Origin of the sequence: Tunturibacter gelidoferens (assembly GCF_040358255.1) — a bacterium.
Taxonomy (GTDB): domain Bacteria; phylum Acidobacteriota; class Terriglobia; order Terriglobales; family Acidobacteriaceae; genus Edaphobacter; species Edaphobacter gelidiferens.
This window is the reverse complement of sequence record NZ_CP132938.1, coordinates 684,824-709,134: the sequence shown is the minus strand read 5'-3', so window position 1 is coordinate 709,134 and position 24,311 is coordinate 684,824. Positions and strand designations below refer to the sequence as shown.

The window sequence follows — 24,311 nt, the reverse complement described above, 5'->3', positions numbered from 1 at the left end:
CCTTGCGCTTGCACTTAGACCCACCGCAATGGATATCTCCAGACCAGATATAAAGCAAAAGAAGATGCGTCGGCAATGGATCGCAGGTGGCTGCGCTGTGGTGGTGCTTGCGGTGATTGCGTTTTTCGTGACCCGGTTAAAGCCTGCAGCGCCTGAAGTCGATCGGGCTACCGTGTGGACGGACGCAGTGAAGCGGGGGCCGCTGCTGCGGCAGGTGCGTGGACCGGGTTCGCTGGTTCCGCGGGAAGACAAGATTCGGCTGATTCCTTCTGAGACTGAGGCGACGGTTGTGCGGATTCGTGTGCTGCCGGGTGCGAAGGTTGAGCCGGACACTATTTTGATGGACCTTGTTGATCCGCAGCTGCAGCAGGAGTTGCTGGATGCGCAGCTGCAGATGAAGGGCGCAGAGGCGGACTACATCAATACGCGCGCGAAGGTGCAGAGCGATCTGATGGATCAGAAGGCTGCGGCGGCTACGGTAGGGGCGGATCATAATCAGGCTCAGTTGCAGGCGCAGACGGATAAGTCGTTGTTTGATCTGGGCGTGATCAGTGGGTTGACCTATAGCGCTTCGAAGGGCAAGGCCGATGAGTTGACGACGCGGAACGATCTGGAGAAGCAGCGGCTTACGCTGAACGAGAAAGCGATCGAGACACAGCTTGCAGTGCAGCAGACCAAGGTGGATCAGGCGAAGGCGCTGCTTGGGTTGAAGCAGAAGCAGCTGGATGCGTTGAGCGTGCGGGCAGGGATCAGCGGAGTGCTGGTTGAGTTGCCGCACCAGGTGGGAGAGCATGTGGCTCCAGGAACGACGCTGGCAAAAGTGGTACAGCCGGACCAGTTGAAGGCGAGTTTGAAGATTGCAGAGACGCAGGCGCGTGATATTCAGATTGGACAGCCAGCGGAGATTGATACACATAACGGCGTGATCAACGGTAAGGTGATGCGAATTGATCCGGCGGTATTGAACGGAACGGTGACGGTTGACGTAGAACTCGCTGGAGCTCTGCCGCAGGGTGCTCGGCCGGACTTGAGTGTTGACGGAACGATCGATCTGGATCGGATGACGGATGTGCTGTATGTGGGCCGTCCGGCGTTCGGGAATGAGAACAGTACGATCAGCCTGTTCAAGGCTGCGTCTGACGGCAAGACGGCGGTGAGAGTTCCGGTGAAGGTCGGACGGGCTTCGGTAAATAGTATCCAGGTGCTGGAAGGATTGCAGGAAGGCGATACGGTGATTCTGTCGGACATGAGCCGGTGGGATAACACGGATCGGATTCGCTTGAATTAGAGAGCCCAGGCGACGGCCGGGATAAAGGAGAGCAGGAATGGCGACGGAGACGATGATTCAGATTGAGGACTTGAAGAAGATCTTTTATACGGACGAGATTGAGACGCATGCGCTGTCGGGCGTTCATCTGAACATTAATCGCGGGGAGTATGTGGCGATGTCCGGGCCGTCGGGGTGTGGGAAATCCACGCTGCTGTCGATCATCGGGTTGCTGGATACGCCTACGGGCGGACGGTACACGCTGAACGGCAAGGAAGTCGCAAATCTGAACTTCGCGGATCGCTCGCGGATTCGGAACCAGGAGATTGGGTTTATCTTCCAGAGCTTTAATTTGATTGGCGATCTGACGGTTGCTGAGAATGTGGAGCTGCCGTTGACCTATCGAGCTGGAATGCCGGCGACGGAGCGGAAGAAGAGAGTGCAGGAGTCGCTGGAGCGCGTGAATATGGCTCACCGGATGCGGCACTATCCTGCGCAGCTCTCGGGCGGTCAGCAGCAGAGGGTAGCGGTGGCGAGAGCGCTTGCAGGGTCGCCATCGATTCTGCTGGCTGATGAGCCGACGGGAAATCTGGACTCGAAGAATGGTGAGGCTGTGATGAAGCTGCTGCAGGAGCTGCATGCAGAGGGCGCGACGATCTGTATGGTGACGCACGATCCGCGGTTTGCGGCACATGCGGAGCGGCAGGTGCATCTGTTTGACGGCAAGGTGGTGGCTGAAGGTGAGCTGAATCGGCTGTTAGCGGAGGTAGAGGGATGATGGCACTGATCGAGGACATGCGTCTGTTTCTCAGGCAGATGTGCGGAGCGATTGGAATGTCAGGAACGGCGGTGAATGTGGTGCCGGTGGTTGTGCTCGGCGTTGCGTTGAACGTCGCTGCTCTCGGCTTGGTGGCGAGCGTGCGGACTGGGAAACAACCGGTATGTCAGAGGACTACGCTGCGGGCCGCGGCGCAGACGGAGTGGAAGGTTGTGCGAACGGTGGTTTCAACGATGAAGGCGATCGGCCAAGCGCAGCGCAGATTGTGTGCGGCGAGCGAGTGGGTTGAGGGCCTTTAGCGAGAGAGTTCGGGAGCGGCGAGGCCGGACGGAATGTGTACCGTACCGCTGCTGTGAAGCGCAGTGCTCCAACGCAATGAGTCGTTTCGCGGCTTCGGGGAAAGGCAGAGTTTGATTTTGTCGTCCAAGGGCGACGCACCGATTGCGAAGTTGCCAACTTGACGTGGCGCAAGAGAATGGAATGGAGCGAGGGATGGACGGGTTGATACAGGATGTGAAGTATGCGCTGCGACAGTTGCGGAAGGCGCCGGGATTTACCCTAACGGCTGTCCTGACGCTTGCGCTTGGCATTGGCGCGAATGCGGCGATCTTCACGCTGGTGCATGCGGTGCTGCTGCAGAACCTGCCTGTGAGCGATCCGAAGACGCTGATACGTCTAGGCGATAAAGATGATTGCTGCGTGATGGGGGGACGGCCCGAAGATGAGGACTACTCCCTGTTTTCTTATGATTTGTATAAGCATCTGCGCGATAGCAGTCCTGAGTTTGAGCAGCTGGCGGCGATGCAGGCGGGTGTCAACCCAGGAACGCTGACGGCACGGCGTGGATCAAGCAACAGTCTGTCTAAGGCCTCATCCGGGGAGTTTGTCTCCGGGAATTACTTTCAAACTTTTGGTTTGCAGCCGTTCGCAGGACGACTTCTGGTGCCGTCTGATGACGCGGCGGGAGCTCCGATGGCTGCGGTGTTGAGCTACAGGGCGTGGCAGCGCGATTACGCCATGGACCCCTCTGTGGTGGGCAGCACGTTCCAATTGAATACACATCCGGTGACGGTGGTGGGAATCGCACCGCCTTCTTTTTATGGGGACCGGATGACCGATACGCCGCCGGATTTCTTCCTTCCGGTGACGATGGAGCCGATTCTCGATCCTGGTGCGTTGCTGAATCGTCCGGAGTCGAACTGGCTTTATGTGCTTGGCCGCGTGAAGCCGGGCACGCAGATTGGTCCGTTGCAAGAGAAGATGAGCGGTTTGTTGCGGGACTGGCTGGTCCCGATCAAGTCATATCAGAGCGCGGAGGGAAAGAAGGCGCTGCCAAAGACTCACTTGATTTTGACGCCAGGTGGCGTTGGGATTGCGAATATGCAGACCCAATACAGAAGCGGACTGCTGCTGCTGATGGGGATCTCCGCGCTGGTGCTGCTGATTGCATGTGCGAATATTGCGAACCTGATTTTGGTGCGTGGGATGGCGCGACGGGCTGAGACCTCGATTCGAATGGCTCTCGGTGCGGCGCGGAAGAGAATCATTCGTCAGATGTTAACTGAAAGTGTGTTGCTGGCGTGCCTTGGAGGTATCGCTGGACTTGCGGTGGCGTACGCGGGAACGCGGATGCTGCTTACGCTCGCGTTTCCTGATTCTCCGGGCCTACCGATACATGCTAGCCCTTCGCTGCCGGTTCTGGGGTTTGCGTTTGGCTTGTCGCTGTTGACAGGGCTGATCTTCGGAATCGCGCCGGCCTGGATCACATCTCACTCGGAGTCTGCGGAGTCTCTTCGCGGCGCGAATCGATCGACTCGGGACAGCGCTTCTTTGCTGCAGCGATCGTTGGTGGTGACGCAGGCTGCATTGTCGCTGGTGTTGTTGGTGGGGGCCGGTCTACTAACGAGAAGTTTGAATAAGCTCGAGCATCAAGATTTTGGATTGCAGACAGAGAATCGCGTAGTGATCCATATCAGTCCGGACAATGCGGGTTATAAGCCGGATCAGTTGCAGGCTCTCTATGGAGAGATGCTGGAACGCTTCAGGGCATTACCGGGAGTCGAACGAGTGGGTTTGTCGCTTTACACTCCGCTCGAAGGCAACAATTGGGGTGAGGGCGTTACGATCCAGGGGCAACCTGAGCCTGGGCCGAAAGATCATATCGGTGCATCGTGGGATCGTGTGACCCCGGACTTCTTTCATTTGATCGGGCAACAGGTTTTGCGTGGTCGTGGAATTACCGATCAGGATACGGATACTTCGCCGATGGTGGCAGTCGTGAATGAGGCTTTCGTGAAGCGATTCTTTTCGAAGGGCGAAGACCCGATTGGCGCTCACTTCGGGTTGGATGGCGTGAAGAGCGCGGGTGAGATCGAGATCGTCGGCGTGGTGTCGGATGTGAAGTATGTCGAACCGCGTGAGGCTGTGCGGCCGATGTACTTCCGGCCATTTCTGCAGCACGCTCCACTGTCGGACAACGTCGATGTGAGGTCGCTCTTTGCGGGGGCGATCATGCTGCAGATGAGAGGACCTTCGGAGGGACTGGAGGCGCAGGTGCGGCGGACACTTGCGAATATCAATCCGAACTTGACCGTGATCAACTACAACACCTTCGGCGGTCAGATTGAGGGTCAGTTCAGCCAGGAGAAGTTGATTGCGCGGTTGACGTTGATGTTTGGCTTGTTGGCGCTGGTGCTGGCTTCGGTTGGTTTATATGGCGTGACGGCTTATACCGTAGCTCGACGAACACCGGAGATTGGGATACGGATGGCGCTCGGTGCTGGACGTGGCAGCGTGGTGAGTATGGTGCTGCGCGAGGCCATGCTGCAGGCCGGAGTGGGGCTGGCGATCGGCTTGCCTGTTGCGTTATTGTGCGTGCGATTTTTGAAGGCTCAACTGTATGGAACTGGTGGACAGGATCCTATTGTCCTTGCTGGAGCAGTTGTGGTGCTGATCGTTTCTGCGTGTGTTGCGGGGTTGATCCCGGCGCGGCGCGCGGCTTCGACTGATCCGGTCAAGGCGTTGAGGACTGAGTAACGCAGGCCGGCGAATCATAGGCTAAGGATATCGCCATTCGAATAGATGGAAGTTTTGAAGATGGAGCAGAGCATGATTGAGTTGAAACAGCTGGAGCGGAGTTATAAGACGGGCCACACGGAGACATGGGTGCTGCGACGAATCAATCTCACGATCCGTGAAGGTGAATTCGTAACCGTAATGGGTCCGTCTGGAGCGGGGAAGTCTTCGCTGTTAAACGTGCTGGCGATGCTGGACGATCAATGGAGGGGAGAGTTTTACTTTGCAGGCGATGCCGTCCATGCGATGAATCGCAAACAGAGGGCTGAACTAGCGCGGCGAAGGATTGGGATGGTGTTTCAGAGCTATCACCTCCTTGACGATCTGACGGTGGCGGAGAATATCGATCTTCCCTTGTCGTACAAAGACATTCCAAAGCCGGAACGGCAGGCTCTCGTTGCCGATACGTTGGATCGCTTCAACATTGTCGGCAAGAAGGACCTTTTCCCGAACCAGCTCTCTGGTGGGCAACAGCAGTTGGTTGGAATTGCACGGGCCGTCATCCACAAACCGGATCTACTACTGGCCGATGAGCCGACGGGGAACCTGCACTCGGAGCAGGCGAAGGAGATTATGCAGCTGTTTCGCAGGTTGAATGAAGAGGGTACGACGGTGGTGCAGGTGACGCATTCGGAGACGAACGCAGAGTATGGCACGCGTACGATTGAACTGCGGGACGGATGGCTATCTCGGGATACGGCGGGTCTTGCAGCGACTGAAGGAGCGGGGGTGCGGGCGTGAAAGGAAGTTCTTCGCTGCTTCGCTGCTTCGGCGTGATGGCGTTATTGGAGATGCCTTTGCTGGCGCAGGTGCAGCAGGCTACTGTGACCCAGGCCACACCAGCAGCGGAGTCGCCTGCGTTGCGCCTGGATATTCCGCATTCCAGCAATCCGCTTGATACGTATCGTGCTTCGCTGGTGCCGCGACCGAATCTGGCGAACTCGCCACGAATTGACGCTCTAGTGAAAGACGGTGTTCTGGAACTTAGTCTGAAAGACGCGATCTCTCTGGCTTTGGAAAACAATCTGGACATTGCGATCGCTCGATACAACATTCCGATTGCTGCCGCGGACGTTCTGCGTACGCAGGCGGGCGGCTCGTTTCGCGGAGTCAATACTGGTGTGGTGCAGAATACGCCGGGAGGCGGTGTAGGCGGCTTTGGCTCAGGATCGAGTGGGGCTGGTGCTGGCGGGACATCGGGTGGCGCAGGTGGTGCGGGCTCCGGCGCGTCGGGCCTCGTTTCGTCGACTCTTGGTACAGGGACGATCGTTTCCTCGTACGATCCTGCAATTACGGGGACGTTCAGTATCGAGCACTATGCGCAGCCGTTGTCGAATACGATCGTCTATGGAGTTCCGCAGTTGCAGCAGAATACGACGACGGGAGACATTGGTTATGCGCAGGCGTTTCCGACGGGAACTTCGATTTCGGCGGTCTTCGATAACAATCGCGGAACCACAAACAGTCCTGAGAGCTTTCTCGTCCCGACGCTGAACTCGTACTATCACTTCGCAATACAGCAGCAACTGCTTGCAGGCTTCGGTCTTGGACCAAATCTGCGGTTTCTGCGGATCGCCAAGAACAATCAGCGCATTTCGGATGAAGCGTTCAAGCTACAGGTGGTGACGACGGTGACCCAGATTGCGAATATGTACTGGGATCTGGTGGCTGCCTACGAGGATGAAGGTGTCAAAAATCGCTCGCTCGAGTTTGCCCGTCAGGCGCTGGAGAGTGGGCGCAAGCAGCTCGCGTTGCAAGCGATTCCTGCGATGGATGTGATGAAGGACGAGGCGGAAGAGGCGAGCCGTGAACAGGATCTGACGATTGCGAAGACGACGTTGCAGTTTCAGGAGTTGTTGATCAAGAATGCGCTGACGAAAAATCTAGACGATCCGATTCTGGAGGCGATGCCGGTGCGGCCGACCGATCAGAGCGCAATGACCGACGCGACCCCGCAGGGTCCGACTGAGGATATGACGGCGCACGCACTGAAGGACCGGCTGGAGTTGGGCGAGTCGGATATTGACCTTGAAAATAGACGCCTGAGCCGGGATGCGGCTCGTAATGCCTTGCTGCCTACGGTTGCGTTGACTGCATACTATGGAGGCTCGGGTCTGGCTGGGTTGCAAAATCCTGAGTCGGGCACGATCTCGACCAAGCCGCAGGATTTTGGCGGAGCGTTGAAGACGGCGTTCAACAATAGTGCTCCTGATTACTATGTCGGTCTGACGGTGAACGTGCCACTGCGAAATCGAGTGGCGAAGTCGGACCAGTATCGCGCGGAGCTGGAGACGAGACAGTCGGAGCTGCGGTTGGAGCAGTTGAAGAAGCAAATTCGTATCGAGGTTCGGAACGCTCAATATGCGCTGGAGCAGAGTGAAGCGCGTGTGGTTTCCGCACGCAAAGGACGGGACCTGGCGCAGAAGACCTTCGACATTACGGCGAAGGAGCAGGAGCTGGGCGCGGGATCGAACTATCAGACCCTGACGGCGCGACGGGATCTTGCGGCAGCTGAGTCAACGCTGGTTGCCGCGATGACGGCGTATCAAAAGGCTAAGATTGAAGTGGATCGCGCGGTCGGCTCTACGCTGGAAGCAAACAAGATTTCGATAGAATCGGCGAAGACGGGTATTGCCCCAAGTGGGCAGTAGCGCGCAGGAGCAGGTTACCATGCTGGCGGAGCGGATTGACAAGAAGGAGTCGGGTGCGGAAGATGCTGAGGCGTCGTGCAGACTGCTGATTGCAGATGACCAGCCACATATTTTGGAGGCGCTGCGACTGTTATTGAAGCCGGAAGGCTACCAGCTGGAGATGGTGCGAACGCCGGCGCTGGTGCTGGAGGCTTTGGCACATGAGAGCTTCGATGGAGTGCTGATCGATCTCAACTACACGCGGGATACTACCTCCGGTCAGGAAGGACTGGATCTCGTGACTCGAGTCAAGGAGATCGACGCGCAGCTGCCGGTGGTGGTGATGACGGCGTGGGGCAATATCGATCTTGCGGTGGAGGCGATGCGCCGGGGTGCGGGAGACTTTATTCAGAAGCCGTGGGAGAACGCACGTCTGCTGAGTATTTTGCGGACGCAGATGGAACTGCACCGCAGTCAGAAGAAAATGCGATGGCTGGAGGCGGAGAATCGGATCCTGCGGGCTACAGGCGCTCCGGATTTCATTGCTGCTGCGGCTTCGATGCGGCCTGTGCTGGAGACGATGGCTCGGGTGGGTCCGTCGGATGCGAACGTGCTGATTACAGGTGAGCATGGCACGGGCAAGGAGATTGTGGCGCAGACGCTGCATCGCTTGTCTTCGCGCGCAGAGCGAACACTGGTGGCCGTCAATACAGGCGCTCTGCCGGAGGGGACCTTCGAGAGCGAGTTGTTCGGTCACGTGAAGGGAGCTTTTACCGATGCTCGTTCTGACCGCATCGGGCGATTCGAACTGGCGAGCGGCGGAACGCTCTTTCTTGATGAGATTGCGAATATTCCGGTGCGGCAGCAGGCGAAGTTGCTGCGGGTCCTGGAGACAGGCGAGTTGGAGCGCGTAGGCTCTTCGAAGACGCAGAAGGTGGATGTACGGATGCTTTCGGCGACCAATGCGGATTTGCGAGCGGAGTGCGCGGCGGGACGCTTTCGGGAAGATCTGTTGTTTCGGCTGAACACGGTCGAGATTAGTCTTCCCCCGCTGCGGGAGCGGCGTGAAGATATTCCGGCGCTGGCGGGTCACTTCATGGCGCGATACGCTGCACGGTATCGCAGGCCGATTCAGGGATTGGAGCCGACGGCGCTTCAGATGATGTTGCAGTATGGCTGGCCGGGAAACGTGCGCGAGCTGGATCACACTATCGAACGCGCGGTCCTGATGGCTCGAGGAGCGCTCATTGAACCTGCGGACCTGGGGTTGAATACGCAGCAGAGGGGCTCGGCGCAGAGCATGGACGAGATGAGCCTTGAGGCGGTGGAGGCAATTCTGATTCGCAAGGCGCTCGCCCGTACAGGTGGTAATGTGAGCCATGCGGCAGATGCGCTTGGATTGAGCAGAGGAGCGCTTTACCGCCGCATCGAAAAATATGGTCTCTGAAGATCCAGACGGCGAGATATCCAGCAATAGCCGGCCGCGGACCCGTATGCCGCTGGGGAGATCGGCGCGGCGCCTGAGTTTCGAAAAAAGGCTGCGACTGTGGCTTTGCCTTCCCGGGCTGCCGATGCTGGTGATGTGCTGGCTTCTGTTACGGCGTCATTCGGTTGACGCTCTTCTGCAGAGTATTGTTCTGCTGGGTCTGGCGCTGGGATGGATCTTTGCGGTCTCGGTTTTGATGGAGCAGATCATTCGACCGCTGCAGACGCTGGCGAACGTCGTGGCTGCGTTGCGGGAGGATGACTTTTCTTTCAGAGCACGAGGAGGGCGGAGAAATGACGCCATGGGCGATCTTGCTCTTGAGATCAATCGACTCGCGGGAATGCTACAGGGGCAACGTGCAAGCGCGTTAGAAGCAATGGCGTTGGTGGAACGCGTGATGGGGTCGATGCAGTCTCCGGTGCTGGCGTTTGATCCTGAGGGTCGATTGAAGTTGCTCAATGCGGCGGGGGAGCGGGCATTTGGGTTGCAAGTTCAGACGGCGCTCGGTCACTCGGCTGTAGGGTTGAAGCTTGAGCAGCTGCTTGATGTAGCGGATGAGGAAGTCATGTCGCTGGGTAGCGGGCAGCAGTCGGTACGGTGGGTGGTGAAGAGAACAAGCTTCCGACTTCGCGGCGTTCCGCATACGCTGTTTGTGCTGTCGGATGTGAGTGCCGCGTTGAGGGAGGAGGAGCGGCTTGCGTGGGAGAGGTTGATTCGCGTTCTGGGACACGAGATTAACAATTCGCTGACGCCTATCAAATCGATTGCAGGGAGTCTGCGTGGTCGACTTGCGGGTATGAGTAATGCATCAGGCGAGATCGCTGACTTTGAAAGAGGCCTCGAGGTTATCGAGAATCGATCAGAATCGCTGAACCGGTTTCTGCAGGCATACCGGCAGCTGATGGGTCTGCCGGCACCGCGGCTGGCTTCGGTATCGGTGGCGACTTTGGCGCAAAGGGTCGCACTGCTGGAGAGACGGGTCGCGGTGACTGTAGAGGGGGCGCCAGACGTCGTTGTGCAGGTGGATGCTGACCATATTGAACAGGCACTGATTAATCTGGTGCGCAATGCAGCCGATGCTGCGCTTAGTCCGGACGATGTCGGTAAAGGTGGTCCTCACGTAGAGATCGTTTGGAGGACCGCCGGGTTAGAGGTTGTTATCGGTGTGCTGGACAACGGTCCTGGCTTGACCAACGCGAGCAATCTGTTTGTTCCGTTTTATACGACCAAGCCGGGTGGAACGGGGATTGGTTTGGTTCTCGCGCAGCAGATTGCGCAGGCACATCGAGGTTCGGTGCAACTGGCTAATCGTGCGGATGGTCAGATTGGGTGTAGAGCTGATCTCCGATTGCCGATTGCCGGATGACTAGGGGTGATGGTCGATTCCTGATATTACAGAGGCGTCGATTTCGTGTAATCCCTGCTTTTGGTGGGTCTGGATTGCTTCTTTTAGCAATGTGGAAGGAAAGAGAGTGTGCCAAGTGCTCGTTCGCCGTGCAAAATAGCACAGGATCAGAACGAGGTGAACTATGGCTTGTAAGGCGGAAGAGCTGAGACAGATTCCTCTGTTTGCGCTGCTCGACGATGAAGAGATAGGGGTGCTGGCAGCACAGGTTGAGATCAAGAAGTTTGCTGCACGCCAACGCATCTACAAGCTGGGCGAACCGGGGAAACACGCCTACGTGATGGTTTCGGGTACGGTGCGGGTGACGACAGTGGACCGAGATCACCAGGAGGTGCTCGTGGATGAACCCCACGATGGTGAGTTCTTTGGCTTTGCTTCGATGCTGGAGGACACACCTCACCAAACCACGGCACTGGCGATGGAAGAGACGACCTGTGTTGAAGTGAGCCGTGACGATATTGCGGCTCTGCTACAGCAAAAACCGATGGCGGGGATGGACATGTTGACCGTCGTGAGCCGTCAGTTTCATGCGTCACAGGAGCTGGTGCGGCTTCGAGCCAGTCGCAACTCAAATGACGTGATCGAAGAGGAGATGAGCTTTGGAGACCGCCTCGCGGATTCGGTCGCACGATTCGGTGGGTCGTGGATTTTTATCATCTTATTCGGATCTGTACTTGTGGTTTACGCTTCGGCAAATATTGCTCTGAAGGGGAGAGCCTGGGACCCCTATCCGTTTATTTTGCTGAATCTGTTTCTGTCGATGCTGGCTGCCATCCAGGCTCCAGTGATTATGATGAGCCAGAATCGTCAGGACACGAAAGACCGGGTGCGTGGTGAGTTGGACTATGATGTGAATCTTCGTGCTGAATCCGAAATTCAAAACCTGTCGGGCAAGCTGAATATGCTGTCGGAAAAGATCGGCGACGTTGATGATCTTTTGCGGGAACATTTAAAGATGAAAGAACAGTTGCCTGGAAGGTAGTGACGGAGAGAAAGAGAACAACAGGCTTGCAGCTCGTGCCGGAGCGTGTCGTTATTGTTAGGTTGCCTCACGGCACATACGACTTCTTTACGACCTTTCTACACCTTCTTTATGGATCCACTGTTTGAATGAAGAATACGCGCGGAAGCGTGAGATTTCGTCATGCGCAGCCGGTGACCTTAGGGTTGAGTGGCTGTGGAGGCTCGGATGGGAAGGCTTCGTTCGGAGGCAGGATTATGTGGGATTTAGGATGCGTCGGTGCCAGTGTGTTTTTTTTTGTGATCGCGATTGGCTACACGACAGGATGTGAGCGGTTGGGGATGAAGGAGAAGCAGGGATGATCGAGACATTGCTGCTTGGCCTGGTAACCGTACTGTTACTGATCTATCTGGTTTATGCGCTGCTGCGCCCTGAAAAGTTTTAAGAGGAAGTAGTTATCATGACCGCGAACGGCTGGTTTCAGGTTTTCGTCTTTTTTGCATTGATATTGGTATGTGCAAAGCCACTGGGTCTGTACATGGCTCGCGTCTTCGAGCGCGAACAGACCTGGGTAGATGTTATCTTTCGTCCGCTGGAGCGACTCGTCTATCGCCTGACGGGCATCGACGAAACGCATGAGATGACCTGGAGCGAATATGCGGTTGTCATGTTGCTCTTCAGCCTGGTCTCAATGTTGGCAACGTATGCGGTAGAGCGGCTGCAGCAGTGGCTGCCCCTCAATCCTCAGCATCTCACATCTGTAACTCCTGATCTTGCATTGAACACGGCGGCGTCTTTTACGACGAATACCAACTGGCAGTCCTATGTGCCTGAGACGACGATGAGCTATTTAACTCAGATGCTCACCCTTGCTTACCATAACTTCTTCTCGGCGGCTGTCGGAATGGCTTTGGCGGTTGCGCTGATCCGTGGTATTTCGCGGCGAGAGTCGAAGACCCTGGGAAATTTTTGGGTTGATGCGACGCGCGCCTCGTTGTGGGTTCTACTTCCAGGTTGTTTGATCTATGCGCTCTTGTTGGTCTCGCAAGGCGTAGTGCAGAACTTTCGCCCCTACGATCAGGCAAAGCTCGTGCAGGCGCAGACGACAACTGCCACAGGCTCTGACGGTAAGACGACGACACAAACTGTGACGACGCAGAGCATTGCGCAGGGCCCGGTTGCTTCTCAGGAAGCGATCAAGATGCTAGGGACAAATGGTGGAGGGTTCTTTAATACAAACAGCGCACACCCGTTCGAGAACCCAACGCCTCTCTCTAATTTGATGCAGATGTTCTCGATCTTCCTGATACCCGCCGGGCTGACAGTCACGCTGGGTCGAATGACGCGAGCGCCGAAGCATGGCTGGGCAGTCTTTGCTGCGATGTCTGCGCTCTTTTTTGTTGGTGTTTTTGTGGCGTACTACGCGGAGGCTCAGACAAATCCGCTTCTTCACTCGGTGGATCAGCATGTTTCGACGATGCAGGCCGGCGGCAATATGGAAGGCAAGGAAGTACGGTTCGGCATCGCCAACTCCGCATTGTTTGCGACAGTGACAACGGATGCAAGCTGCGGTGCGGTGAACGCCATGCACGATTCGTTTATGCCGCTCGGAGGTTTGGTCCCGATGGTCAACATCATGCTGGGCGAGGTGATCTTCGGTGGGGTGGGAGCGGGGCTCTATGGGATGTTGATCTTCGTCGTACTGGCTGTCTTTATAGCCGGTTTGATGGTTGGGCGGACGCCTGAGTATCTGGGCAAGAAGATCGAATCGTATGACGTGAAGATGGCCATGCTTTATGTGCTGATCTTTCCTTTGTCGATTCTGGGATTTTCGGCGGTGACCCTGATGATGCCGCAACTTGGCCTCTCGTCGCTGGCGAACACGGGACCTCATGGTCTATCGGAGATTCTCTACGCCTACACGTCAGCGACTGGAAATAACGGATCCGCTTTCGCGGGCCTTAGTGCGAATACGCATTGGTACAACTTATCGCTGGCGGCAGCGATGCTGATCGGCCGATTCCTGATGATCGTTCCGATGCTGGCTATCGCCGGTAGTCTGGCGAAGAAGAAGCTGGTTCCTCCATCGCCGGGAACTTTTCCTGTTCATACGCCGCTATTCACGGTGCTTTTGGTGGGCGTTGTTCTTATCGTTGGCGCGCTTACTTTCTTTCCCGCTATCTCGCTCGGTCCAATTCTTGAGCACCTAATGATGCACGCTGGCAAAAGCTTCTAGTCCAGAGAAAACAGATAACCATGGCAAATACCCGCAAACGCTCCTTATGGGACAGCAAAATAGTACGCCGCGCGCTGGTCGACGCGTTAGTCAAGCTGAGTCCGCGCACGATGATGAAGAATCCGGTGATGTTCGTTGTTGAGATCGGCAGCGTGATTACCACTATCTATCTGCTTCGCGATAGTCTCTCGCATCGCGGGTCGTTTCAATTCGATCTGCAGATTACGTTGTGGCTCTGGTTCACCGTACTATTCGCGAACTTTGCGGAAGCGATGGCGGAAGGCCGCGGCAAGGCGCAGGCGGACGCGCTGCGGCGTGCGAAGTCGGAGACGACTGCAGTGCGGCTTCGCATAGACGGGAGCACGGAGGAGGTTCCCAGCTCGGATCTGCGGGCGGGGGATCATGTCATTGTTATTGCTGGTAATATGATCCCCGGCGATGGCGAAGTAATCGAAGGCGTGGCTTCGGTGGATGAGTCGGCGATCACGGGTGAGTCTGCGCCAGTGATTCGCGAAGCTGGTGGAGATCGGTCCGCGGTTACTGGTGGAACGCGGTGTTTATCGGACCAGATCAAGGTGAAGATTACATCTAACCCCGGTGAGACATTTCTGGATCGCATGATTGCGCTGGTTGAAGGCGCGGAGCGACAGAAGACTCCGAATGAGATCGCTCTGAACATCCTCCTTGCGGGCTTGACGATCATCTTCTTGCTAGCTGTGGTGACGTTGCAGCCGATCGCGATCTATTCGACTGCGCCGCAGACGGTGTTTGTGCTGATCTCGTTGCTGGTGTGTCTGATTCCGACGACGATTGGCGGGCTGCTTTCGGCGATTGGGATTGCTGGGATGGATCGGCTGGTGCAGCATAATGTGCTGGCGATGTCGGGGCGCGCGGTTGAAGCGGCGGGTGATGTGAATACGCTTCTGCTGGATAAGACGGGAACAATTACGCTGGGCAACCGTCAGGCTGCGGAGTTTATTCCTGCGCCTGGAGTGAGCAAGGATCAGCTTGCGGATGCGGCGCAGTTGTCGTCGCTTCCGGATGAGACGCCGGAGGGGCGCAGCATTGTGGTGTTGGCCAAGGAGTTGTACGGTCTTCGCGGGCGCGAGTTGAGCGAGTTGCAGGCGGAGTTTGTGCCGTTCAGCGCGGTAACGAGAATGTCGGGCGTTAACCTTGATGGGCGGATTATTCGGAAGGGTTCGACCGACGCGATTGCCGCATTTTTGAAGGAGAATGGCGGAAGTTTACCGGATGAGGTGCGCGCAGCGGTTGAGACGGTTGCCCGTAGTGGGGGTACGCCGCTGGTGGTGGCGGAGAATCGGCAGGCACTGGGCGTGATCCATCTGAAGGACATTGTGAAGGGTGGAATGAAGGAGCGGTTCGCGCAGCTTCGGTCGATGGGGATTCGGACGATCATGATTACCGGAGATAATCCGCTGACTGCGGCGGCGATTGCGCGTGAGGCCGGTGTCGACGACTTTCTCGCGGAGGCGAAGCCCAAGGACAAGATGGACCTGATTCGCCGCGAGCAGGCTGAGGGCAAGCTGGTTGCGATGACGGGCGATGGAACCAATGACGCTCCTGCGCTGGCGCAGGCTGATGTGGGCGTTGCGATGAACACAGGCACGCAGGCGGCGAAGGAGGCGGGGAATATGGTCGACCTCGACTCGAACCCGACGAAGCTGATCGAGATTGTGGAGATCGGAAAGCAGTTGCTGATGACTCGTGGTGCGCTGACGACGTTCTCGATCGCAAATGATGTTGCGAAGTACTTTGCGATTATTCCGGCGATGTTCGCTGCTACGTTTCCGGTGTTGAGTGCGTTGAATATCATGCATCTGAAGACACCGCAGTCGGCGATTCTCTCGGCGGTGATCTTCAACGCGTTGATCATTGTTGGGCTGATTCCGCTGGCGCTGAGGGGCGTTGGTTATAAGGCGATGTCGGCGGAGGCGTTGTTGCAGCGCAATCTGTTTATCTACGGATTCGGCGGACTTGTTGCTCCTTTTCTTGGTATCAAGCTCATCGACATCATCATCACTGCCATTCATCTGGCCTAAGGAATTTTATGCGTCGCAATCTGATCACCGCTGTGCTTTATACCGTTGTTACGACTGTTTTGTTCGGCTTGGTCTATCCGTTTGTTGTGACCGGACTGGCGCAGGTGCTGTTTCATGACAAGGCTAACGGGCAGCTTCTTTATGCGGGTGGGCAGCTCGTTGGCTCGCGTCTTATCGGTCAGTCGTTTACGGCTCCGCAGTACTTTCATTCGCGGCCTTCGGAGGCGGGCATTGGATACGATGCTGCGAACTCGAGTGGGTCGAATCTTGGTCCGACGAACAAGAAGCTGATCGACCGGGTAGCGGGGGATGTGGCGGCGTTGCAGGTCGATCATCCTGGAGCGAACGTGCCGATTGATCTGGTCACGGCTTCGGGATCGGGACTGGATCCTCACATTACGCCAGCGGCTGCGGAGTTTCAGGTGGCTCGCGTTGCGCGGGAGCGACGTTTGAGCGAAGATGCTGTGCGACGTCTGGTGGCACAACATACCGAGGGGCGTCAGCTTGGGTTTCTCGGAGAGTCGCGGGTGAATGTGTTGATGCTGAATCTGGATCTCGATCAGGCGGCTCCTGCGCAAAGATAGATGGGTACCCCCCTCCTATTACCTGCGCGTAAGCTGAGTATTATCATGGATTTGCGCATAGTCTTGGCCGGCAAAATATTCATAAGAAACGGGTTGCGTGCAGATTCGTTCAAACAAAAGGGTTATGGGATTAAAAGCAAGGAGCCCCGGTATTCGCCGGGGCTCTCTTTATGCATAGTTCTATTGTAGCGGTTTGAGAGTAACTAATACGCCACGCGAAAGAGCAGGGATGGCGCGGCTTTTTGTGATTTTGGGGCTTGACAGAATTTTCCGGGGCTAAAGCCCCTTGCGCTGTGGACGGCTTCTTCCATTGCTACGGAACCCCCGCAATTGAATCGACGGCACTTCTCCGGTAAACCGGTTGTACCTCCACACAAAATGGAGCGGATCGGTAAACACACAAGCCGACTTTTCGTGCTATCTTTTCAGCGTTCGGCAATTGTGCACAGTTCACCTACTGTGCGTATCCGTCTATCGTTCATCCTTTGGGGAGGTGACGAATGACGCGATAGGCCATTGGGTTCCAGCCATTCGGGGTTCTAGCCATTCGGGTCCTACTTGACGGTCCTTAACTTTAGGGCAAGCAGTCTGAACTTCAGGGGAGGTCGAATTGATTATCACTCCCACATTCACGTCCGGGTTCGACACGAATTTCGGAGTCAACGCAACGGCGGCCAAGGCAGCATGGACGGCGGCGGCCAAGGTCTTCACCGACGCATTCTCTGACGACATTCACGTCAATATCACGGTTGACGCGGTAACAAAGGCGACAGTTTTCGGAGAGAGCTTTCCGGCGACCGTGTCTATCTCGTATGCCGATCTTTACGATCAGGTCGTTGCATACGCATCGACGCAAAACGATGCCATCGCGATCGGCCCTGGCGGCTCGATGACCGCAACCGATCCCACCAATGGCGCCGGAACCTGGCAGCTGATGCGAGCGCAAGCCAAAGCGCTTGGCCATATTCCCGATGATATGACTGACGATGGAGGCACGACCTTCGGAGTGGGAAACTCTTTCACGTTCTCCGGTCCAATCGCCCCGGGAACATTTGATTTTCAGGGTGTTGCTGCACATGAGATCTCCGAAGTGATGGGCCGCACCGGCCTCTCCGGCGGAAACAATTCGTTCAGTCTGATCGACTGTTTTTCCTACACTGGTGCCGGAATGAAGTCACTCGGCGGTGGTGCCGGGAACTTCTTCTCGATCGACAACGGGGTCACCCTGCTGAAGGAGTTTAATGATTCTGCCGCAAATCATTTAGATACCCGGGATTGGGCGGGAGGCACCAACGACTCGTTCAATCAGTTTTCCGACTCAGGTGTGGTCAATCCCGTCTCGGCTGTCGACTTGCAGCTTATGGATGTAATCGGGTACGGCAGGGTCGATCCGATCGGGAGTCTGATCGAGACGGTGGGCCAGATCTCGTTCCTGCGGGCTCACGAACTCGGCAGCGGATACGGCAAATCGCCAAATTTTCTCGACTGTGAGGTGGTCGTGCAGCTCGCTGAGGAACCGCTGCGTGCGTTCGGCTTTCAACTGCGTGCCGACCCGAACGGACCCACGCGCAGAGAGATGTTCGACATGCTTCGATCCGCCTTCATCGCCGGGCGGCCAATCCGGCTCGATTACGTTACCATCGGCCCCCGCGCAGGTGAAATCATTCGCGTCGCGAACCCATAGGAGACTACCCATGTCCAACTTGCTCGAAAAGACAGGAAAAATCGTTTTTCTCCGCGCCCACGACCTCGGCACCGGCTACGGTCCTCCCAACGATGCCCTGGATGTTGAGGCCGTATTCATCCTCAACGCAATCGGCGATGGTGCCTATGGCTTTCAACTCCGAAACGACGACAACCTTCCGGCCCGCCAGGCAATGTTCGGCCTCCTGCGCGACGCCTTCGTGAACAATCTGCCCGTCACCGCCGACTATCTCATCGATACCGGCAAGAACAACGGCATAGCGATTCGCGTCGCACTTACCCGGAGCCAAATCGCTCAAAAGCCTCCCGTAGCGTTGGGTCAGGTAGCACATGGCCAGGTAATGCCCGCCCCCGGTGCCGGCGGCAAAGCGGCTCGAAGCGAGCCGAAGCCTCGCAAAGCTCGGTGATTACTTGCGGTAAGTAATAGGCCACGCGAAAGAGCCGGAATGGCGCAGACTGCCACGACTCCCGATCTCCGGCGATAGCTGCCTTGGGGAAGAGGCCAAAGATGACTACTTGCAAACGAATCCCACGATTAGAAACGCGAAAGCTATCGTGAGGAGAACAACACGCCAGCGGTGAAGCAGATCCCATCTGCTCCGGTAAGTCTTCCAATCGGCAGGCGGAGTGGACTTTTCCCACGATGCGATACGGTTGTTGATCGGCACGAGGGCGGTGACCGTATACAAAATCGCCAAAATCCACAAAACGGCCGATGTAGTGATCCAGATCGGTAAGCGACCAGATTGGTGCCATTGGATTACAAGCTCGGCTAAAGTAAGCAAAAATACAAGAATGTACCAAAACGGCATGAACCTCCCCTGCACACGAGCGAGGGCGCTTGCGGCTGGCAGATGAACATCATCCGGAAGTTTATCGAGCGTTGGATGAACAAACGCGGCGATGGCCAGTTCAGATCCAACCATCAATCCAGCGACGATAATTGCAACGACATTTAGGACTTCCATCATGAATTCCTCCATAAACAACACCTTGGAATGAGTTACATCATTTAAGAGGGGAGCTTGTTGAAGGTATAAGGATTGTCGATTCAACGCCAACGATGTCTGATACATCAAAGTTCCTGATGTCCTCAGCGAATTCTGTGCTTTGCATATACCGCCGAACGACCTCGCCGGGTTCTTCGCCCGCCGCATAGGAGGCCAGCACGAAGAACCTTGGCTCGACATCCTCCTTGGCAGTCCAGAAGCCGTGGGCCTCAATCCCGAACAGCGGAAAGCTGCTGAGATGACGGGGATAAATCTGCTCCATGTAGAAATCGAGCGCGTCTTTGGTGCGCAGTTTGTACACGCGAAGTTCAAAGGTTCGCATTGTCGCCTCCTATTGCATAGACATGGGTTAGCAATACTGGTTGAGGCATTTCTCTCAAATGGCATGGATCAACAAGAGGCCAACGACCAGCATCACCGCGCAGGTTACGCCATGAATTGAGAGCGCTTTCGACCTCGACCCGCCCGACCCCAGAACGATTGACATGTCGCCAAGAGGGGTGATGGCTAATACGAGTAGGGCTATGCCTACCGACCGCGTACCCATGGTCAGCATCATCGTCAGCACGACCAATCCAGATGCGATGTCCCGAATTCCTTTAAGGCGTAGCCAGGCACGAGTGTCAGCATCGGATGCAGGCGGCTCAAGACCAAATGATCCTGTCATTCGTTCAGGAGATATAAGGTAGAAACAACCGATGACAATGATCGCCACAGCCATGAGAGCAGCTAGAGAAAGCGGTATGGCGTTACGCATAATATGTCTCCTTGTTATAAAATCTAGCAACGCTATATAAGATGCAAAGCATTTGGAAAAGTTTCACTGTCCGCTAAATTATTCTAGCGGTGCTATAATTTCTATCAATGGCGTCGACGCTAACACCTAACCGAATTGCGGAACGAAAACTGCGTGACAAGCAGGCCCGCCGGGCACAGATCATCAGTGCCGCACGACGAATCGCGGAGCTTGAAGGGTGGTCCAACGTAACCGTTCGGCGGCTATCCGACGAAATTTCATACAGCCAACCCGTCTTGTACGCTCATTTTGGAAGCCGCGAAGGGATTCTCGCCGCGGTTGCTATCGAGGGTTTCCAGGAGATGGGCCTGGCTTTGGAGAAGGCACGGAAACGGGTTAAGCGTGGAGGTACTGTCGAATCGGTCGCGGCCGCGTATCTGGAGTTCGCCGCGTCTTCACCCGCACTGTATGAAGTGATGTTTTCGCTCAGCCTGAGCGTGCCATTCGATGACGCGGCTACTCCTCCGGAGCTGCGTTTCGCGTTTTCCCAACTCCTGGAGTTGTTTCCGGGGCAGAGCTCGAAGTCAGAGGTTATATCGGAACTGTTTTGGGCGAGCCTCCATGGTATCGCCGAGCTAACAAGAACCAAGCGATTTCCGCGCAGCCGTCAGAAAGAGCGCGTGAGGGCGCTCGTCGAGCTCTTCACTTTCCCAAGATGAAACGGCACAGGTGGTGAAAGCGCGATGACTGTAATAGGCGCGCTCTCGTCTTTTCGCGAGCTAGGCGAGATGAGTCCTCACAAACGCGCTTCTCGTCACTTGGAGGGATAGTCGGCATAGCGGACAGGCGGCAGTTAGGGCGGCACCGTCAGAGATCCTATCTTTGAACAGGCGGTTGGCGCTAGAAGACAGCGGCCCTCTTAATGCAGAGGCAGCCCAGCGAAAGGGAGGCCACGGAAATGACAGAGGTGGGCCTTGTTTAGTCCATCTGGGAGTTTAGTTTAGGGGAGCGCGGGGAGACTTGGGGGCGGAGGTGCATAATGTTGGTTTGTGACTCGGAGGCTTCTTCGGAGTCAGACTCCCGCTTTTCTATGTGTGAATGAGGTTGAAGGAAATATGAATGGATTGCGTTTTGGAAGAGTTGCTGTCCTGTTTGTTTTGGGCTGCGTGATGAGTGTTCCCGGTCTGTCGGCACAGAGCGCAACGGGTGAAAAGGGCGATCTGATTTCGCTGAATCGTGCGACGAGTGCTGCGGCGCTGCCGAATGGCTTAGAGCTGAGGGATGGCGAGGCGAGGGTTCAGATTACCGCGCTGCGAGAGGATGTTCTGCGTATTCGAGTCTCGAAGACGGGGAAGATGCCGGAGGATGCGTCGTGGGCTGTGCTTCCGGGCTCGCGAACAAGCTCCGTCGCCACGGCCTATCGCGCGGAGGCGAGCAAGGCTGGTTTTCGTACGAAGGCACTGCAGGTTTCTGTGGACCGCGCGACGCTTGCCGTCACGATCAGCGATGGGAGCGGCGGAGTTTTGTTGCAGGATGCGCGACCGGTTGAGTTTCACGGCGATCACTTCCGCGTCTACAAGAGGATGCCGGCAGAGGAGCACTACTTTGGCCTGGGAGATAAGACGGGGCCGCTTGATCGCAGAGGTGGTGCCTACGAGATGTGGAATACAGATCAATATCGCTTTCAGGAGAGCAGCGATCCGCTTTATAAGGCGATTCCGTTTTTTGTCGCGGACAATGCGGGGAGATCGTACGGGTTGTTTCTGGATAACACGTGGCGGACGAGCTTTGATTTTGGGAAGGAAGACTCGGAGGCTTACTCGTTTGGCGCCGATGGCGGACCGATTGACTACTACTTTATCTATGGCCCGAAGCCGAAGCAGGTGATGGAGGGTTATGCCTGGTTGACTGGTCTTACGCCGCTGCCTCCGCGGTGGTCACTGGGCTTTCAGCAGTCGCGCTACTCCTACATGACGGAGGCGCGGGCGCGCGAGGTGGCAGACCGTATGCGCGTTGATCGGATTCCTTGTGATGCACTCTATCTGGACATCGACTTTCAGGATCGGAACGCGCCGTTCACGGTGAATCAGCAGGCGTTTCCGAAGTTTCCGGAGTTTATTCAGGAGTTGAAGGAGAAGCACTTCAACCTGGTGTTGATTACGGATCTGCATATTGCGGATCGAGCGAATCAGGGATACGCGCCTTACGGCACGGGGTTAGCGGGCGATCATTTTGTGAAAAATCCGGATGGGTCGGTGTTTGTGGGCAAGGTGTGGCCGGGGCCATCGGTGTTTCCTGATTTCACAAGGAAAGAGTCGCGGGTGTGGTGGGGAACTCTCTATAAAGACTTCTATGAGGATGGAGCGGCGGGGTTTTGGAACGACATGAACGAACCTTCGGTGTTCGAGACCCCATCGAAGACGATGCCGCTGGATGTGGTGCATCGGATCGATGAGCCGGGCTTTGTGCCGAGGACTGCGCGTCATGCGGAGATTCACAACGTGTATGGCATGGAGAACTCGCGGGGGACCTATGAAGGCCTGCTCGCGTTGAAGCCGAACCAGCGGCCTTTTGTTTTGACTCGGGCTACTTACGCGGGCGGTCAGCGGTATGCGTCGACTTGGACGGGAGATAACTCGAGCAGCTGGAATCACCTTCGCATGAGTACGCCGATGCTTCTGAACCTTGGCCTGAGCGGGTTTTCGATGGCGGGTGACGATATTGGAGGCTATGCGGGTTCGTCCACGCAGGATCTGCTGACGAAGTGGATTGAGGTGGGGGAGTTCAATCCAATCTATCGCGACCACACCGAAAAGTTCACGGCGGATCAGGAGCCGTGGGTGGGTGGTCCTGAGGTAGAGGCGGTTCGGAGGAAGTACATTGAGGATCGGTATCGGTTGATGCCGTACCTTTATACGTTGGCGGAGGAGAACTCCCGCACAGGTGTTCCGATGATGCGGCCTCTGTTTCTGGAGTTTCCTGATGCGACTGCAGACAAGCATCCGCTTGATCTTGATGCTGCCAATGAGTTTATGCTTGGACCGGATCTGTTGATCGCGCCTGCGCCTTATCCTGAGGCGCCGGATAGCTATGCGGTAACGTTTCCTCCGGTGGGTTGGTATGACTACTGGACGGGAGCGAAAGTTGCGGCTAGTGCTCGTGAGGCGGTGGTGGTGAGTACGGGTGCGGCGCTGGGAGTGGGTGCGCTTCAGTCGGTGAAGATTAAGCCTGAGGTGAATGTGTTGCCCGTGTTTGTTCGGGCGGGGTCGATCCTGCCGTTTGCGCCGCTGGTCGAGAGTACGCAGGAGAAGCCGGATGGTCCGCTGACGCTGAAGGTCTATCCGGGCGAGGGATGCGCGGGCTCACTGTATCAGGATGACGGAATCAGCTTCGCATATAAGGAGAAGGATTTTCTGCGCGTGAAGTATAGCTGCGAATCGACTGGCGATGGTTTGCGCCTTCACGTTGGGGCGCGAGAGGGGAGTTTTCAGCCCTGGTGGAATCGGGTAGAGGTGACCATCTTCGGTTGGAACGTTGCGCCGGGGAAGATTACATACGGCGGCGAAGCGATTGCGAACTCTAGATTCGATGAGGCGATGCACTCGCTGACGATTCTGTTGCCGGAGAGGCCTGAGGGCGGGGAGTTGGAGGTTGCCGGGAGGTAGGTTCGATTCTGTAGGTCCTGCCGGACGGGCCCACTGCGCGTGGCGCGGTCACTTCGTGACTTGTATACCTTATTTACTTTAGTGGAAGCGGTAGGCTGCGCCGATTCCCAAGACCTGCGGGGAAAGACCGTTTGGCGGGAAGCCGAACCATTTTTGAAACTCATACTCTGCGCGCACGTTGATGGAGCGTGTCAGGCGGTAGTCGACTCCGATGCCTGCGGCGGCGATGTTGTAGGCGAGGTTGGCGGCGTTGCCTTGTGGGGGACCGCCGGGGGTGAGGCTCGGGACCTCCGGATAGTTGAAGACGCCGCGGCCGTACATGACCTTGGCGAAGGGTTCTATTCTGTGAAAGTGCAGGACGTAGCGCGGGCCGATCTCGTAGGTGCGTTCGTATATCTGTGTGGTGGGGTCGGGGTCATTGATCTGATGGAACTCGGCTTCGATTCCATAGTGATATTTGAAGTCAAAGCCTACGTATGCGCCTCCGCCTTTGATCTTTTGCGGCACGTAGTCGGAGTTGGCGTAGTTGAACTCGCCGCCCGCCTGAAGGACTCCGGCGCTGGTGGCGGTTGGAAGTGCCTGGGCGTGGAGGTGTGAGGCGGCGAAGCTCACGACGCAGAGCAGGGCAGAGATCTTGATTCCCGGGATGAGATCCTTTGCAAGCTTTGCGAATCTGTTTGAAGTCGATTTGTTACTCATGCGGAGGTCTCTCTT

Annotated in this window: 22 protein-coding genes and 1 pseudogene; 19 read left to right on the top strand and 4 right to left on the bottom strand. The window is 56.4% G+C overall.

Annotated elements, in window-relative coordinates:
- Positions 1 to 28 precede the first annotated feature (28 nt).
- From RBB81_RS03380 to RBB81_RS03305, 16 genes are all read left to right on the top strand, one after another.
- Positions 29 to 1,288, top strand: a complete 1,260-nt coding sequence (locus RBB81_RS03380) for an efflux RND transporter periplasmic adaptor subunit (protein ID WP_183792450.1) — start codon at positions 29 to 31, stop codon at positions 1,286 to 1,288.
- A gap of 37 nt (positions 1,289 to 1,325) precedes the next feature.
- A complete protein-coding gene (locus RBB81_RS03375) occupies positions 1,326 to 2,045 on the top strand; it encodes an ABC transporter ATP-binding protein (protein ID WP_179580208.1) in 720 nt (239 codons plus the stop codon).
- On the top strand, positions 2,042 to 2,344 hold the full coding sequence (locus tag RBB81_RS03370) for a hypothetical protein (RefSeq protein WP_353072716.1): 303 nt from the start codon (positions 2,042 to 2,044) through the stop codon (positions 2,342 to 2,344). The genes RBB81_RS03375 and RBB81_RS03370 overlap by 4 nt, the downstream gene beginning before the upstream one ends.
- Positions 2,345 to 2,537: 193 nt before the next feature.
- A complete protein-coding gene (locus tag RBB81_RS03365; protein WP_353072715.1) occupies positions 2,538 to 5,081 on the top strand; it encodes an ABC transporter permease in 2,544 nt (847 codons plus the stop codon).
- 72 nt (positions 5,082 to 5,153) lie between these two features.
- The gene (locus tag RBB81_RS03360) at positions 5,154 to 5,861 is read left to right on the top strand and encodes an ABC transporter ATP-binding protein (RefSeq protein ID WP_353072714.1); all 708 of its coding nucleotides are present in this window, start codon (positions 5,154 to 5,156) and stop codon (positions 5,859 to 5,861) included.
- Positions 5,858 to 7,771: a TolC family protein gene (locus tag RBB81_RS03355; RefSeq protein WP_353072713.1), complete on the top strand. Its 1,914-nt coding sequence runs from the start codon at positions 5,858 to 5,860 to the stop codon at positions 7,769 to 7,771. Before RBB81_RS03360 ends, RBB81_RS03355 begins: the two co-directional genes overlap by 4 nt.
- Positions 7,772 to 7,790: 19 nt before the next feature.
- On the top strand, positions 7,791 to 9,197 hold the full coding sequence (locus RBB81_RS03350; protein WP_179583162.1) for a sigma-54-dependent transcriptional regulator: 1,407 nt from the start codon (positions 7,791 to 7,793) through the stop codon (positions 9,195 to 9,197).
- Between the two features lie 133 nt (positions 9,198 to 9,330).
- On the top strand, positions 9,331 to 10,602 hold the full coding sequence (locus RBB81_RS03345; protein WP_353072712.1) for a sensor histidine kinase: 1,272 nt from the start codon (positions 9,331 to 9,333) through the stop codon (positions 10,600 to 10,602).
- Positions 10,603 to 10,765: 163 nt separating this feature from the next.
- A complete protein-coding gene (locus RBB81_RS03340) occupies positions 10,766 to 11,623 on the top strand; it encodes a DUF1003 domain-containing protein (protein WP_179580200.1) in 858 nt (285 codons plus the stop codon).
- Between the two features lie 128 nt (positions 11,624 to 11,751).
- A complete protein-coding gene (locus RBB81_RS03335; protein ID WP_353072711.1) occupies positions 11,752 to 11,964 on the top strand; it encodes a hypothetical protein in 213 nt (70 codons plus the stop codon).
- The gene (gene kdpF, locus RBB81_RS03330) at positions 11,961 to 12,047 is read left to right on the top strand and encodes a K(+)-transporting ATPase subunit F (RefSeq protein WP_179583160.1); all 87 of its coding nucleotides are present in this window, start codon (positions 11,961 to 11,963) and stop codon (positions 12,045 to 12,047) included. Before RBB81_RS03335 ends, kdpF begins: the two co-directional genes overlap by 4 nt.
- A gap of 15 nt (positions 12,048 to 12,062) precedes the next feature.
- Positions 12,063 to 13,838: a potassium-transporting ATPase subunit KdpA gene (gene kdpA / locus RBB81_RS03325; RefSeq protein WP_353072710.1), complete on the top strand. Its 1,776-nt coding sequence runs from the start codon at positions 12,063 to 12,065 to the stop codon at positions 13,836 to 13,838.
- 20 nt (positions 13,839 to 13,858) lie between these two features.
- Entirely contained in the window at positions 13,859 to 15,898 is a 2,040-nt protein-coding gene (gene kdpB, locus RBB81_RS03320) for a potassium-transporting ATPase subunit KdpB (RefSeq protein ID WP_353072709.1), read from the top strand.
- 8 nt (positions 15,899 to 15,906) lie between these two features.
- The gene (kdpC, locus tag RBB81_RS03315; protein WP_353072708.1) at positions 15,907 to 16,482 is read left to right on the top strand and encodes a potassium-transporting ATPase subunit KdpC; all 576 of its coding nucleotides are present in this window, start codon (positions 15,907 to 15,909) and stop codon (positions 16,480 to 16,482) included.
- A gap of 610 nt (positions 16,483 to 17,092) precedes the next feature.
- The gene (locus tag RBB81_RS03310) at positions 17,093 to 18,166 is read left to right on the top strand and encodes an NF038122 family metalloprotease (RefSeq protein WP_353072707.1); all 1,074 of its coding nucleotides are present in this window, start codon (positions 17,093 to 17,095) and stop codon (positions 18,164 to 18,166) included.
- Between the two features lie 10 nt (positions 18,167 to 18,176).
- A complete protein-coding gene (locus RBB81_RS03305) occupies positions 18,177 to 18,593 on the top strand; it encodes a hypothetical protein (RefSeq protein ID WP_179580193.1) in 417 nt (138 codons plus the stop codon).
- A 105-nt stretch (positions 18,594 to 18,698) separates the two neighbouring features.
- Here RBB81_RS03305 and RBB81_RS03300 read toward each other — a convergent pair whose 3' ends face one another.
- From RBB81_RS03300 to RBB81_RS03290, 3 genes are read right to left on the bottom strand one after another with little or no spacing between them, the layout of a single operon-like run.
- Positions 18,699 to 19,169 (bottom strand): DUF1772 domain-containing protein, encoded by a 471-nt coding sequence (locus RBB81_RS03300; RefSeq protein WP_353072706.1) that lies wholly within the window; start codon positions 19,167 to 19,169, stop codon positions 18,699 to 18,701.
- Positions 19,170 to 19,194: 25 nt separating this feature from the next.
- Positions 19,195 to 19,518 (bottom strand): NIPSNAP family protein, encoded by a 324-nt coding sequence (locus RBB81_RS03295; RefSeq protein ID WP_179580191.1) that lies wholly within the window; start codon positions 19,516 to 19,518, stop codon positions 19,195 to 19,197.
- A gap of 54 nt (positions 19,519 to 19,572) precedes the next feature.
- Positions 19,573 to 19,953: a DUF4267 domain-containing protein gene (locus RBB81_RS03290; RefSeq protein WP_179580190.1), complete on the bottom strand. Its 381-nt coding sequence runs from the start codon at positions 19,951 to 19,953 to the stop codon at positions 19,573 to 19,575.
- 107 nt (positions 19,954 to 20,060) lie between these two features.
- On the opposite strand from RBB81_RS03290, the pseudogene RBB81_RS03285 reads away from it, so the two are divergent.
- The 3 genes and pseudogenes from RBB81_RS03285 to RBB81_RS03275 form a co-directional block, all read left to right on the top strand.
- Positions 20,061 to 20,213 (top strand): annotated as a pseudogene (locus RBB81_RS03285) (TetR/AcrR family transcriptional regulator); the annotation flags it as partial.
- 93 nt (positions 20,214 to 20,306) lie between these two features.
- Positions 20,307 to 20,651: a TetR-like C-terminal domain-containing protein gene (locus RBB81_RS03280; protein WP_353073890.1), complete on the top strand. Its 345-nt coding sequence runs from the start codon at positions 20,307 to 20,309 to the stop codon at positions 20,649 to 20,651.
- 396 nt (positions 20,652 to 21,047) lie between these two features.
- Positions 21,048 to 23,597 carry a glycoside hydrolase family 31 protein gene (locus tag RBB81_RS03275; protein ID WP_353072705.1) on the top strand — a complete coding sequence of 850 codons (2,550 nt, stop codon included), beginning with the start codon at positions 21,048 to 21,050 and terminating at the stop codon, positions 23,595 to 23,597.
- A gap of 78 nt (positions 23,598 to 23,675) precedes the next feature.
- On the opposite strand, the gene RBB81_RS03270 is transcribed toward RBB81_RS03275, so the two are convergent.
- Positions 23,676 to 24,296, bottom strand: a complete 621-nt coding sequence (locus RBB81_RS03270) for an outer membrane beta-barrel protein (RefSeq protein ID WP_179580187.1) — start codon at positions 24,294 to 24,296, stop codon at positions 23,676 to 23,678.
- Positions 24,297 to 24,311: the final 15 nt, after the last annotated feature.

Coding starts and splice junctions, on each gene's coding strand:
- kdpA (WP_353072710.1), top strand. CDS start 12,063: ATGACCGCGAACGGCTGGTTTCAGGTTTTCGTCTTTTTTGCATTGATA.
- RBB81_RS03295 (WP_179580191.1), bottom strand. CDS start 19,518: ATGCGAACCTTTGAACTTCGCGTGTACAAACTGCGCACCAAAGACGCG.
- RBB81_RS03300 (WP_353072706.1), bottom strand. CDS start 19,169: ATGGAGGAATTCATGATGGAAGTCCTAAATGTCGTTGCAATTATCGTC.
- RBB81_RS03275 (WP_353072705.1), top strand. CDS start 21,048: ATGAATGGATTGCGTTTTGGAAGAGTTGCTGTCCTGTTTGTTTTGGGC.
- RBB81_RS03270 (WP_179580187.1), bottom strand. CDS start 24,296: ATGAGTAACAAATCGACTTCAAACAGATTCGCAAAGCTTGCAAAGGAT.
- RBB81_RS03335 (WP_353072711.1), top strand. CDS start 11,752: ATGAAGAATACGCGCGGAAGCGTGAGATTTCGTCATGCGCAGCCGGTG.
- RBB81_RS03345 (WP_353072712.1), top strand. CDS start 9,331: ATGTGCTGGCTTCTGTTACGGCGTCATTCGGTTGACGCTCTTCTGCAG.
- RBB81_RS03365 (WP_353072715.1), top strand. CDS start 2,538: ATGGACGGGTTGATACAGGATGTGAAGTATGCGCTGCGACAGTTGCGG.
- RBB81_RS03380 (WP_183792450.1), top strand. CDS start 29: ATGGATATCTCCAGACCAGATATAAAGCAAAAGAAGATGCGTCGGCAA.
- RBB81_RS03290 (WP_179580190.1), bottom strand. CDS start 19,953: ATGCGTAACGCCATACCGCTTTCTCTAGCTGCTCTCATGGCTGTGGCG.
- RBB81_RS03360 (WP_353072714.1), top strand. CDS start 5,154: ATGATTGAGTTGAAACAGCTGGAGCGGAGTTATAAGACGGGCCACACG.
- kdpF (WP_179583160.1), top strand. CDS start 11,961: ATGATCGAGACATTGCTGCTTGGCCTGGTAACCGTACTGTTACTGATC.
- RBB81_RS03340 (WP_179580200.1), top strand. CDS start 10,766: ATGGCTTGTAAGGCGGAAGAGCTGAGACAGATTCCTCTGTTTGCGCTG.
- kdpB (WP_353072709.1), top strand. CDS start 13,859: ATGGCAAATACCCGCAAACGCTCCTTATGGGACAGCAAAATAGTACGC.
- RBB81_RS03305 (WP_179580193.1), top strand. CDS start 18,177: ATGTCCAACTTGCTCGAAAAGACAGGAAAAATCGTTTTTCTCCGCGCC.
- kdpC (WP_353072708.1), top strand. CDS start 15,907: ATGCGTCGCAATCTGATCACCGCTGTGCTTTATACCGTTGTTACGACT.
- RBB81_RS03375 (WP_179580208.1), top strand. CDS start 1,326: ATGGCGACGGAGACGATGATTCAGATTGAGGACTTGAAGAAGATCTTT.
- RBB81_RS03350 (WP_179583162.1), top strand. CDS start 7,791: ATGCTGGCGGAGCGGATTGACAAGAAGGAGTCGGGTGCGGAAGATGCT.
- RBB81_RS03370 (WP_353072716.1), top strand. CDS start 2,042: ATGATGGCACTGATCGAGGACATGCGTCTGTTTCTCAGGCAGATGTGC.